The sequence below is a fragment of the Lysinibacillus sp. NPDC096418 genome (assembly GCF_044762775.1).
GTDB lineage: Bacteria > Bacillota > Bacilli > Bacillales_A > Planococcaceae > Lysinibacillus.
In genome coordinates, this window is the sequence record NZ_JBIWEY010000001.1 from 282,218 (window position 1) to 295,127 (window position 12,910).

Below are 12,910 nucleotides of genomic sequence, written 5' to 3' on the forward strand. Positions count from 1 at the left end.
CCTTTCCTTAGTCAAAAAATAGTACGTCGTCTCTATGATTTTGCTTTAAATCGTTTTCTAAATAGTTCAAGAAGCGCTCTAATACAACAGATGCTTGTGCACGTGTTAATGATTGGTTTGGATTGAAGCGTCCTGTAACTGGATCTCCCGTCATTAGCCCTAACTCATTGACAATATAAATACCATCACGAGAGTAATTTGGAATTTGAGCATCGTCTGTGAATTTTGTTACATATCCTGGTTCCGGCGCTTTATTTTCTAGTCCTAACGCTCTAACAAAAATGGCAGCTGCCTGTGCACGCGTAATTGGATTGTCTGGTTTAAAGTAGTCCGGCGTTACCCCTCTGATAATGCCTTTTTTCACCGCTGATTCAATATAAGCATAGTCTTTCATTGTGCGTTTCACATCTTTGAAAATACTAGTTGAAGAAGCTTTTTTCGATTTTTTTTCTTCCATTACACGTAAATCTACCGCTTTCCCAATTGCGATAGTAAAATCAGAACGTTTCATTGGCGTGTTTGGTGAAAAGAAATTACTTGCGTCTTCATAAATACCTAATGAATATAATTTTTCAATGCCATCCTTCGCATAGTGATTTGAAATATCGCGGAATTTCGGAATGATTAAACGCTCTATCGTCGGCATATACTCTGAATCTAAGCTTAGTGTACCTGCTGTACCAGAGGCTAAATTATACGTATATTCAGAAATCACATCTTTTTCGCTTACTACCGCGTAACCTCCATCAAAGCTTGAGAGACCCGCAGGATTATCTTCATAGTTTAAAACACGTGATTTACTTGTCGATAAACGGTTTTTCACATGTCCCGTTGTACCATCACTATTCGAAATAACAGATTCTGTAATTTGCGTTTCTGTCGCACCCCAGAAGTTCTCATACCCTACATGACGACTATCTGTATCAATTGAGATTGTTTGTGTAGGCTGATTTTTCTTACCTGAAGTTGTGTATGTTTTTCGTGAAATAATATTACCTGAGAAATAATCAGATGCTGCACGATTATCCGTTACAGTACCTTGTGAAAATTGAAAATCAGCTAACGTGTATGTTATACCGCCAATTACGATTTTCTCTGAATATTTTTTCACTACGCCATTTGCCGTTTTTTGACCAATCGTTGTGTAATCGACTACATCAGATTCGTATGAAAACGTACGTGAAAGTGTATCACCACTTTTTGAAGTAAGTTTCATATTAAACGTTTCAGTAATTTTTCCCTTAGATTCTTTTTCTGTGATTTTCACATTCTTACTATTGCCTGTAAATACGACTGGTTTCCCTGAAATAAATACTGCTTCTTCATATGTATACTCATTTTTCACTGCTCCAGTTGTGTCTGGTGAAGCAGCTGATGCATCTACTTGTATTCCCATCATCATGATGATGAGAGCAAAACATGATATACAAATTCTTTTTACATACTTTTGCATGCGATTTTGTCCCTCTCTTTCATCTTTCAGCCTATTCACTAGAATTGAAAGCGGAGATGGCATGTGAAGTTTCTCCACATGCCGCCTTCACTATTAATCGACTAAAATAAAGTACCCTTTTACAAAATTATTCGACATAACGACTAAACGATCTGAAGGTTTTAAGTCAGAAGGCTGAATAACTTTTCCTGCTTTAATTATCGTTGCTTGATCGATATCCATATCGATCATTTCCCCAGCTTCGTACCAGCTTCCGTTCATCCATTGACTAACACTCTTCACATTAATCACTGCTGGGAACGTCGATTTAACTGATTGAAGTTTACCAACTAGCATACGCTGTGCCACTGGTGTTGAATTATCTAAAATATGAATAGCTTGTACGTGGCCATCCTTCACGTAGAAGTAACCGTATTGGTCTTCGTAAAGATATAACTCGATATCAGGCACGATTGTATACGTTTTGGCATTGTCATTCACTTTTGCCTTTGTCGAATTACTAATAGATAATACTTGCCCATCCGTATCTTTGAAGACATTCGATTCAATCTTGATAGCATCGTCGATTTCAATTAAATAACCATCAGCTTGTACTAATTTTCCGTAATACAAATCATGTGTTGCTAAGTTTGGTGACATAAAGCTATCACTTGTTACTTGAACCACTTGTGCATAATGATCACGTGCCGCACCATCAGAAACAACAAATGCTGTTCCGTATGCCATTAAGCCTGTTGGTTCAATTAAACGTCCGTTACGAATTAATATTGAGCCATCATGGTAATACATACGTCCCGCTGATTTTAATGTTAAGAACTGATAGCCTGTATCGACTGCTGTCATCGGTTCATAGTATGTACGTTCATTGTTTTGAAGGACAACAATTTTTTCAATAACTTCCTTACCAAATTGCTTTACAGTCGCGTAATACGCTTCACTACCAATGTAATTTTTCAAATGACCTTTTTCTATTTTTTTATTGCCAACATAGATAGGTGCTTTTGAAGCAAATGACATCGTAGACAGTGCAGAGCTTGGGCTATTTCCAAATTGCCAGTTTTCTAAAGCATGTTGATTTTTCATCGTTAGTTTATTGCTATTGGCATTGACTGTTTGAATTTCGCCCTTATATAGTTTTTCAACCACTGTGCCAGACACGCTAATTTCAACCTTCGAAACAATAGAGGTACCTGTGTTGTTTAGCTTTAGCTTAACTCGATCACCAATGTACAACGAGCTAATATCAACAGCTGATGAATTTTTTTGATAGGCTGTGTCTTTATTAATATAGTAAGTTGTTTCTTTCCCAACATCCGGCTTTACCATGATAAACATGCCTTTTGGGTCGATACTTGTTACTACACCTGCGATTGTTTTCGCATTTTGTGCAACCGTTGTTGATTCTTCTGAGATATTCGAAGTTCCACGCAGAGCTACTACACGTCGTAGTGATACTTCCGCCTCCACCTTCATGCCCATTTTAAAACCGTCTATCGTTGTTTGAGTGTTATTAATATATAGAAGGACATCGTTGTTGATGTTGAACGTAACTGTACGCCCACTATCATTTTGTAAGGTGATTTTACTAAGTTGCTTTTCCACTTTGCCTTCTGCATTTGTATACTCTGAATATGTAACATCAACAAATGTTCCAGTTACTTTCTGCGCAGCTTGTGCAGAATGTCCTGATGGTAACGTTACCATCATAAGCAAAAGAACTACGAGTATGTATGATATTTTTTTCAACTATTCCTGCCTCCTTAACATGTATACTATTCAAGAATAGTATAGCTTATCTATTGCTAGATTTCTTATTCAAAAAGTTGTAATTCTCCAATACTTTCTACAACTTATTTTAAACTATTGAATACAAAGATAGAGGTAGCTTCCAACTTCAAGCTACCTTTCCATTATCATACTTGAATATCAATTGTATGTCCTGCCGTCGGATGTGGAGCATCTAACATTTCTACAAGTTGTTCTGTATTTTGTTGTTGCATGTCCATTGCCTGCTTTGTAACAGCTAAAGACACATTTTGCATTAAAGTTGCTTGGTTCATGCTAATTGATAAAGCTGCGATATCCATTTACACACCACCTCCTATCTACTTTATCGGTCAAACATTTCATACATCAAGCATTTTTACAGATTTCTACAAAAAAAACATCTACAACGTTCAATTAGACGCTGTAGATGTTTTTTTGTCACATCATTTTCTTTTCAATTTCACGCCAAGCTTCTTCAAAGCCTAACCCTTTTTCAGATGAGAATACAATTAGCGGATCATTTTTATCCATCTCAAGTGTTTCTTTAACCATCTTTTTGTGCTTATCCCATTTCCCTTTAGGGATTTTGTCTGCCTTCGTTGCAATGATAATACATGGGATATTGTAATGCTTTAAGAAATCATACATCATACAATCATCAGCAGTAGGTGGGTGGCGCAGGTCGACAATTTGCACGACCGCTTTTAGTTCTTCACGCCCTGTAATATAACGTTCAATCATCTTACCCCATGCTTCACGTTCTGTTTTGGAAACTTTCGCATAACCGTATCCAGGTACATCGACGAAAAATAACTGCTCCTCGATTTTATAAAAGTTTAGCGTTTGCGTTTTCCCTGGTTTAGAAGAAATACGCGCCATACTTTTACGACCAATCATACGATTAATGAATGATGATTTTCCAACATTCGAACGACCTGCTAATGCAAACTCTGGCAGTCCATCCTCAGGATATTGGTCTGGTCTAACGGCACTAATGACCATTTCAACGTTGTGGACTTTCATGTAATTAAAAACCTCCGTCTAGTGCAAGTGCTAATACTTCATCAGCTGATGACACTAGTTTAAATGTAAGTTGTTCGCGAACGACTTCAGGAATATCTTCAATGTCGCGTTCATTGTCTTTTGGACAAATAATTGTTGTCAAGCCTGCACGATGTGCGCTCAATGACTTCTCTTTCAATCCTCCAATTGGTAGGACACGACCACGTAATGTAATCTCACCTGTCATACCAACTTCACGACGAATTGGTCGATTTAAGATGGCAGACGTAATTGCTGTTGCCATTGTAATACCAGCCGAAGGACCATCTTTTGGTACAGCCCCCTCTGGCACGTGAATATGAATATCATGCATTTCGAAATACTCTGCATCGACACCCAACTCTTTTGTCTTTGAACGTACATAAGACAACGCAGTTTGCGCTGATTCTTTCATAACGTCACCAAGCTTACCAGTAAGTTGTAATTTGCCCTTACCTGGTGTTAATGAAACCTCAATTTGAAGTGTATCGCCACCAACAGTTGTATATGCTAATCCGGTAGCTACACCAATTTGATTTTCTGTTTCAGCTTGTCCATAACGATAACGATGTTTACCAAGGAATTCTTCTAGTGTTTTAGAATTTACAGTAACACGTTTTTTCTCACCGGAAACGATAATTTTCGCCACTTTACGGCATACAGATGCTACTTGGCGCTCTAAGCCACGTACACCAGCTTCACGTGTATAATAACGGATTAAATCAAGTACCGCTTCATCTTTGAAAATCACTTGTGCTTTTTTCAAGCCATGCTCTTCAAGTTGCTTTGGAATTAAATGATCTTTCGTAATTTCTGTTTTTTCAATTTCTGTATAACCAGCAATCGAAATAATCTCCATACGATCTAATAATGGTCCTGGAATTGTGCTCAAGTCATTCGCTGTTGCAATAAATAACACATTCGATAAATTATAAGGTTCTTCAATAAAGTGATCGCTAAATGTACTATTTTGCTCTGGATCTAATACTTCAAGCATTGCAGCTGATGGGTCTCCCCTAAAATCATTCGACATTTTATCAATTTCATCTAGTAAGAAAACAGGATTCACTGTACCCGCTTTTTTCATACCTTGAATAATACGTCCTGGCATTGCACCCACATACGTACGACGATGACCTCGAATTTCTGATTCATCACGAACACCACCTAATGAAATACGGACAAATTTTCTATCTAAGCTCTCCGCAATTGAACGTGCTAAGGAAGTTTTCCCGACACCAGGAGGTCCAGCTAAGCAAAGAATTGGTCCCCGTAACGATTTCATCAGCTGACGTACAGCTAAATATTCAAGCACACGTTCTTTTACTTTTTCAAGACCATTATGATCTCGATTTAATATCTTTTCAGCATGTTTGATATCCATACGGTCTTCAGTCTTGTTCGTCCATGGCAGTGATACCATCCAATCAACATAGTTACGAATAACACCACTTTCGGCACTTGCTGTTGGAAGCTTTTCATAGCGATCCAGTTCCTTTGAAACAGCTTTTTTCGTTGTTTCTGGCATACCTGCTTCATTAATACGTTTACGTAAGGCAGAGACTTCACCAGTTTTACCTTCACTATCGCCAAGCTCCGTTTGAATTGCTTTCATCTGCTCGCGCAAATAATACTCTTTTTGTGTACGCTCCATGGATTGCTTAACTTTTGCATTAATTTTCTTCTCTAAATCAAGCACTTCCTGCTCATCATGCAAGCGAATAATTAAATGATCGATACGCTTTTTGACATTTAACATTTCTAATATTTCTTGCTTATCTGCAATTTTAACTGGTAAATGCGAAGCAATAATATCGGCTAATCGGCCAGGTTCTTCAATATCTGCTACTGTATCAATTGTTTCAGTCGTAATCTTATTTGAAGATCTCGCGTACTTTTCAAAATACGTCAGAAGTGTACGCATTAACGCTTCAGTCTCCACGTCTTTAGCTGTATTTTCTTCTTTTACATCTATATCAACAGTAGTATAGTTCTCTAATGCTGTGTAGTTAGACCAAGAAGCACGTGCTACACCTTCCACTAAAATACGTAACGTTCCGTTTGGTAATTTTAGCATTTGTTTAACATATGCCATTGTGCCGAATTTATATAAATCAGCTTCTCCTGGTTGTTCGTCATGCATTTCTTTTTGCGTTACTAATAAAATCAATTGATCTTCTAGCATTGCTTGCTCAAGCGCTGCTACAGAACGATTTCTACCCACATCAATATGTAACACCATAGTAGGATATACTAACAGTCCACGTAAGGGCAATAGTGGCACATTAGATGTTTTTTGAATTGTTACCATGCGGGCAATCACCTCCATCGACATTTTGTTGTTTTCAATCCCGCCATATTAGTATGTGTTTATTTAGTTGTTTCACACAAAATATTGACGCCAGCCATAAATTCCAATAAATCTATTTATACATAATCCATATGTATGAACAAAAAGCTGACTGTCGAGCTGTGCGGTATTGCACAATCGAAGCCAGCTAATTTACTCTTTATCTCATAATATTGGATATCCAAACTTCTTGAATGTCATTGAAGTTCTAATCTATTATGCTGAAGTTTTTTTATCATTACCTTCATCGAGTTCAGTGCCATCTTCAAGAAGCAATTTCGGTTTCTCTTTATCCGTAATTGTTTTTGCTGTAATGACGCATTTCTTTACGTCATCACGCGATGGTAGTTCATACATTACTTCTAGCATTGTTGACTCAATAATTGAACGAAGACCACGCGCACCTGTTTTACGTTCTATCGCCTCTTTGGCAATTTCAGACAGTGCACCTTCATCAAATTCAAGTTCAACACCATCAAGCTCAAGCATTTTTTGATATTGCTTCGCTAATGCATTTTTCGGCTCCGTTAAGATTTGTACAAGCGCAGATTCATTTAATTGCTCTAAGCTTGCCAATACTGGTAAACGACCGATAAACTCAGGAATTAGACCGAATTTTAGTAAGTCTTCTGGAATTAGTTTAGCCATTAAAGAGCCTTCTTCTACTTCCACTTTGTTTGGATCTGAACCAAATCCAATTATTTTTTCGCCTTGACGACGTTTAATAATCGATTCAATCCCATCAAATGCTCCACCTACGATAAATAAAATATTTGTCGTATCGATTTGTAAAAATTCTTGATGTGGATGTTTACGTCCGCCTTGAGGTGGCACACTTGCAACTGTACCTTCTAAAATTTTAAGAAGAGCTTGTTGCACACCTTCACCAGAAACATCGCGTGTAATCGATGGGTTTTCTGATTTACGTGCTACTTTATCGATTTCATCAATATAGATAATTCCTTTTTCAGCACGTTCGATGTCATAATCCGCAGATTGTATTAATTTTAATAGAATATTTTCTACATCTTCACCAACATAACCCGCTTCTGTTAAAGAAGTCGCATCTGCAATAGCAAAAGGTACGTTTAGAATACGCGCTAATGTTTGTGCTAATAATGTTTTACCGCTACCAGTTGGGCCGATTAACACAATGTTCGATTTTGCTAATTCTACATCATCAATTTTACTATTCGTATTAATACGTTTGTAGTGATTATAAACGGCAACTGCTAAAGCTTTTTTAGCACGTTCTTGTCCGATTACGTACTCATCTAAAATCGCTAAGATCTCTTTCGGTTTCGGAATATCTTGGAACTCGATTTCTTCCTCAACACCTAGTTCTTCTACAACGATTTCTGAACAAAGCTCGATACATTCGTCACAAATATAGACACCAGGTCCTGCAACTAATTTACGTACCTGTTCTTGTGGTTTACCACAGAATGAGCATTTTAAATTGCCTTTTTCATCATTAAATTTGAACAATATGTTTCACCCCTATTCAAGCAACTATCTTACAAGATAATCGAATCATTATCAAATAAATCGACTGCTTAAAATTTAGCATCGTATGCAAAGTCAACCAACAATACTATGTATCAAATATGCCTCGGCGTAATTGCGTCCAGATTCTGAATTGGGCTTAGGACAGCGTGATGCAGGTCAGTTAGCAGTTGTCGCATGAATGCGATGTACTTAGGCCAACATGATTTTCAACATTTCAAAATTTGCTGCAAACGATTCGCTTTCGCGCACCAAACATCTGAGACATCCGCCGGAGGCTTTATCTTTATTCTGCTGGCTTTTAGATACCCGCTAAAAAGATAAAATCTATATGTGATAAAACAAGGCACGGTTAAAAAGCCGTACCTTGTCTCATAATCATTTTACTATATATTTAAATATTATTCAGTGATTTTAGCGTTCTCAACTAAAAGTTCAACTGTTTTTTGAATTTTAATATCATTTTCAAGAACTGCAGTTCCACCTAATGCAGAAGTGATTTGTTCTTTAGTCATGTTAAATTGTGCAGACATTTTTTCTAATTCAGCATCGATGTCAGCTTCAGTAGCTTCGATTTTCTCTGCTTCAGCAATTGCTTCAAGAGTTAGAGAAACACGTACGCGATTTTCTGCTTCTTCTTTCATTTGACCACGTAAGTCTTCTTCTGTTTGACCAGAGAATTGGAAGTATAATTCAAGATTCATACCTTGTGATTGTAAACGTTGGCCGAATTCTTGTAACATACGGTCAGTTTCAGTTTGGATCATACCAGCTGGCACTTCAAACTCAGCGTTTGCAGTAGCTTTTTCAACTAATTCGTCGCGAAGTGTAGCATCTGATTCAGCTTGCTTTTGTGTAGCTGTTTGTTCTTTGATTTTAGCACGTAAAGCATCAACGCCCTCTACTTCTGGGTCGATTTCTTTAGCGAACTCGTCGTTTAATTCTGGAAGAACTTTTGTTTTTACTTCTTTAACAGTTACTTTGAACACAGCTTCTTTACCAGCTAATTCTTCAGCGTGGTATTCTTCTGGGAAAGTAACAGTTACGTCTTTAGCTTCGCCAGCTTTAACACCTACAAGTTGCTCTTCAAATCCAGGAATGAATGAACCTGAACCGATTTCTAGTGGGTAGTCTTCGCCTTTACCACCTTCGAATGCTTCTTCACCTACGAAACCTTCGAAATCGATAACAGCAGTATCGCCAGTTACGATCGCTTCATCTTCTTTAAGTTCAAGTTCAGCTTTTTTAGCTAATTGATCTTGGATTTGTGCATCTACTTCTTCGTCAGTTACTTCAACTGGAAGTTTCGCTACTTCAAGACCTTTGTAGTCACCAAGTTTTGGTTCTGGTTTAACAGTTACTTGTGCAGTAAATGCGAAATCTTTACCATGTACGAAGTTTTCTGTACCAGAGATTTCTGGGTAATCTACTGGTGCGATACCAGCTTCGTCAATTGCTTTAGCATAAGCTTCTGGCACGATGATTTCTAGTGCATCTTGATATAATGATTCGATACCGAAACGTTGCTCGAACATTTTACGAGGCATTTTTCCTTTACGGAATCCTGGTACGTTAATTTGTTTTACAACTTTCTTGAATGCTTGTTCCATTGCTGCGTCTACTTCTGCAGCTGATACTTCAATTGTTAAAGTACCAATATTTCCTTCTTGTTTTTCCCATTTTGCTGACATGTATAAAAACCTCCAAATAATCAAATTCACCTTGGCCTATCATGTGTATAGAATTCGAATCGTACTTGGACTAGTTAACACTCTATGTTCATATGCATGAATCATATTAGGCTAACATCTATCACAAATTTTTCAAAATCTATGCCATCTGCCAGAGGCTTTAATTTTATTTAGCAAGCGCTTTTTGCGCTCCTAAATGTAACTATTCTCTGACATTCGTCTTACCTAGTATAAAATAACAGGTGACTCCTGTAAAAAAAAGTTAATTTTCAATGTTAGACAATTCATTCGTAACTACGATTTTGACAACCATTTTAGTATATCATAGATGCGTATAGTTTCAACTTTTTTCACACATCTTGCAGTTCTGTTAATTTTTCTAGTGTTTGCAAAAAGTCGATAATCTCATAGTCCATTTCCTGTACCTTACCTAGCATCGATTGCACAAAATCAATATAACTATAAGCGATATCATCGGCTTCAAATGGCGACCACTCAAACGGATAAGTAACAATCGCATGCCTTGCCATTAAATATTGTACCATCTCAAGCGTCGTTGGGTCTTGCTCTAGTTTATTTTCCACAATTTCTTTCACAAGCGTATATTGCGGCAATTGCGTAGGTAATTGTAAGTGTGCCGGATCGACCTGTTTTGTTTGCTCAAATTTTGTAATACTTACTTCAATAGAAACCTCTTGTTCCACAAGTAAAATTAGCGCTAAACTCTGGACAAATGGGTGGATATCTTCACATTCAATAATTTCTTTTAACGCTTGTTTTAATTGACGTACATTTGTATCCATCAGACGATGTAAAAGCATAGCTTGATCATTCGATTCTAACACACTGAATCTAGCTAGCTCATATTCCTCTTTTTCAATGAGCATCTGTGTATCTTCTTTTTGTTGAAGATTTTTAGCGACTTCAATATTTAAATCCTTAAGGCGTTCAAATTTTTCGAGTTGTTCACGAGGTAAAGCATTTTCTTCTATTAAAGCGTCGATCAGCGCCTCTACTTGATGGTATTCCTTTAGCTGCATAGAAACGGTAATATACAGTTCCATCACTTCAACATACAAAGAAGTACCCATTGCTAGTAATTGCGCGCAAACAGCTTTAGCTTTTTCATATGCTTTCAGTTCATAGAGTGCATAGGCATAAGCACTTAAAGCAGCTTCATCACCTTCTTCATATAAAAAAGCTTTTTCAAAGCATTCGACAGCTTTCTCATACTGGTATTCTTCTGCATAATGATGACCTTCTTTTATTAACTTTTGTGCTGCTCCTGGAAAAACAATGATATTGTCATGCTTAATAATTGATCGTTTATGTTTAGCCACTTTTCTCACCCCCACTTCTACATTCTTACTAGTATGCATCATTCGATAGGTTATACAAACCTTAATAATGTTTATTTATCTTATTTTTCCATATTTTTATATACAGATTTTGTGACACAGCGTATTATATATTAAAAATCCCCTTTAAGACAAAGTTGAATATGTATTTTTCATATGATAGTTGTCGTCTTATTGGGCAATGCCATTCTTTAAAGGAGTGAAACACATGCAATTAATGGATGTAGTCAAAGAATTCGATAGCCGCATCTTTCCAAAGTTTCAAACACTACCTATAAAGATTTTCAGCTTTTCAACAGCAACAGACGGTCAGACAGACTACTCAATTGAATTTGATTTTTTTACAAACACAAAGATTAATACGTATACGAAAGAAGCAATTACGTACATCACGAGTATCCAAGGTCAAATCCCAGGCACTATTGCCCTTGGTCATCAAGACAACGCGTTATGGATCATCCCTCAACCAGTCCATATTGAATGTAGCTATAAGCTTTTACACATCGATCGTAAAGATATGAAACGAATTTTACAACATCCACAGCCTGTTCTTTATTACAGCGAATGGGTGATTGACGCCTTGAAACATGCAAATATATTAGTGGATTTAAAAACAAATAAAAATACGATGACTGAATGGCCATTAGGCATTAAGTCCGCAGCCATTCTTTAAGTAAAGCCTTAGCATACTTTCCAAAGGAAGTATGTCTTTTTTATGTCTATAGCATAGACTCTGCTAATAATCGGTAGCCGTTGACTCTTGATTCAATCGTTGGATAAAACGATAACACCATCACTTCTTCTACACCAGCCTCTTTTGTCACATGTTTAAGTTGCTTTGCCATTTGCGCAGGTGTTCCGATAAGCATAGAATTTTCCATACGTGTTGCAGCACTTTTTTCTGCTGGAGTAAATGTATGGGCATGCGCTTCCTCGAGCGTAGGGAAATTCCCAATCGGCGCTCCAGAAAAAATACGTGCCCAAAATAGCTGAGCAGGTCTAGCCAAGTAATATGCCTCTTCTTCCGTCTCTGCAGTAATTATACTAATCGAATAAATCCCATGCGGAGCAGATAGCCAATCCGAAGGTTGGAATGTGTCATGATAGTGACGTAGTGTCGGAACAGCAATATCAGGAGACATATGTGCTGCAAAGGCAAAACCCACTCCTTTATTTGCCGCAAATTGCACTCCACCATTACTAGAGCCAAGCATAAATACGTCTGGAAGCTCCGTAGATGGCGAAAACTTAATACGTGCAAATGGATGGTCTGTTGGAAAATCGCGTTGAAAATAATGCAGCAACTCATCCAAATTTTCAGGGAAATCATACTGATACACAGCTTCTCTCGAACGTCTTAAAGCAAGTGCTGTTAATCCATCTGTTCCTGGTGCACGTCCGATGCCTAAATCAATGCGTCCTGGGTGCATCGCAGCAAGTAACGCAAAATCTTCGGCTACTTTTAACGGACTATGATTAGGCAGCATAATGCCACCCGCACCAACGCGAATGGTTTTCGTATGTGCTGCCGTATGCGCTATTAATATCGCAGGAGAAGGACTAATTTGATTTCCTGCATTATGATGCTCCGCAAACCAATATCGTTTATAACCTAACTCTTCTGCTAATTGTACAAAACGAACTGATTGCGCAAGTGCTTCAGTCGCAGTTTGTCCTTGTAACATCATGCCAATATCTAAAATAGATAATTGAATTTTTTCCATTATACATCTTCCCCTATTCA

At 37.5% G+C, this 12,910-nt stretch carries 10 protein-coding genes; 1 reads left to right on the plus strand and 9 read right to left on the minus strand.

Annotation, left to right across the window (positions count from 1 at the left end):
- Positions 1–7: 7 nt before the first annotated feature.
- The 8 genes from ACIQZG_RS01340 to ACIQZG_RS01375 form a co-directional block, all read right to left on the minus strand.
- Positions 8–1,402, minus strand: coding sequence for an S-layer homology domain-containing protein (locus ACIQZG_RS01340; protein ID WP_402753352.1), 1,395 nt, complete (start codon positions 1,400–1,402; stop codon positions 8–10).
- Positions 1,403–1,546: 144 nt separating this feature from the next.
- Positions 1,547–3,199 carry a hypothetical protein gene (locus ACIQZG_RS01345; RefSeq protein ID WP_402753353.1) on the minus strand — a complete coding sequence of 551 codons (1,653 nt, stop codon included), beginning with the start codon at positions 3,197–3,199 and terminating at the stop codon, positions 1,547–1,549.
- Between the two features lie 167 nt (positions 3,200–3,366).
- The gene (locus ACIQZG_RS01350) at positions 3,367–3,540 is read right to left on the minus strand and encodes a YjfB family protein (protein WP_402753354.1); all 174 of its coding nucleotides are present in this window, start codon (positions 3,538–3,540) and stop codon (positions 3,367–3,369) included.
- A gap of 118 nt (positions 3,541–3,658) precedes the next feature.
- On the minus strand, positions 3,659–4,243 hold the full coding sequence (gene yihA / locus ACIQZG_RS01355; RefSeq protein ID WP_402753355.1) for a ribosome biogenesis GTP-binding protein YihA/YsxC: 585 nt from the start codon (positions 4,241–4,243) through the stop codon (positions 3,659–3,661).
- A gap of 4 nt (positions 4,244–4,247) precedes the next feature.
- Positions 4,248–6,572, minus strand: a complete 2,325-nt coding sequence (lon, locus tag ACIQZG_RS01360) for an endopeptidase La (RefSeq protein WP_402753356.1) — start codon at positions 6,570–6,572, stop codon at positions 4,248–4,250.
- A 255-nt stretch (positions 6,573–6,827) separates the two neighbouring features.
- Complete coding sequence (gene clpX, locus ACIQZG_RS01365; RefSeq protein WP_402753357.1) at positions 6,828–8,099, minus strand: ATP-dependent protease ATP-binding subunit ClpX; 1,272 nt, start codon at positions 8,097–8,099, stop codon at positions 6,828–6,830.
- A 419-nt stretch (positions 8,100–8,518) separates the two neighbouring features.
- Positions 8,519–9,808: a trigger factor gene (gene tig, locus ACIQZG_RS01370; RefSeq protein ID WP_402753358.1), complete on the minus strand. Its 1,290-nt coding sequence runs from the start codon at positions 9,806–9,808 to the stop codon at positions 8,519–8,521.
- 350 nt (positions 9,809–10,158) lie between these two features.
- A complete protein-coding gene (locus ACIQZG_RS01375; RefSeq protein ID WP_402753359.1) occupies positions 10,159–11,148 on the minus strand; it encodes a hypothetical protein in 990 nt (329 codons plus the stop codon).
- Between the two features lie 226 nt (positions 11,149–11,374).
- Here ACIQZG_RS01375 and ACIQZG_RS01380 point away from each other — a divergent pair, with 226 nt between their 5' ends.
- The gene (locus ACIQZG_RS01380) at positions 11,375–11,839 is read left to right on the plus strand and encodes a hypothetical protein (protein ID WP_402753360.1); all 465 of its coding nucleotides are present in this window, start codon (positions 11,375–11,377) and stop codon (positions 11,837–11,839) included.
- A 46-nt stretch (positions 11,840–11,885) separates the two neighbouring features.
- Here the strand turns inward: ACIQZG_RS01380 and ACIQZG_RS01385 are convergent, their stop codons facing one another.
- Positions 11,886–12,890 carry an LLM class flavin-dependent oxidoreductase gene (locus tag ACIQZG_RS01385; RefSeq protein WP_402753361.1) on the minus strand — a complete coding sequence of 335 codons (1,005 nt, stop codon included), beginning with the start codon at positions 12,888–12,890 and terminating at the stop codon, positions 11,886–11,888.
- Between the last annotated feature and the right edge of the window lie 20 nt (positions 12,891–12,910).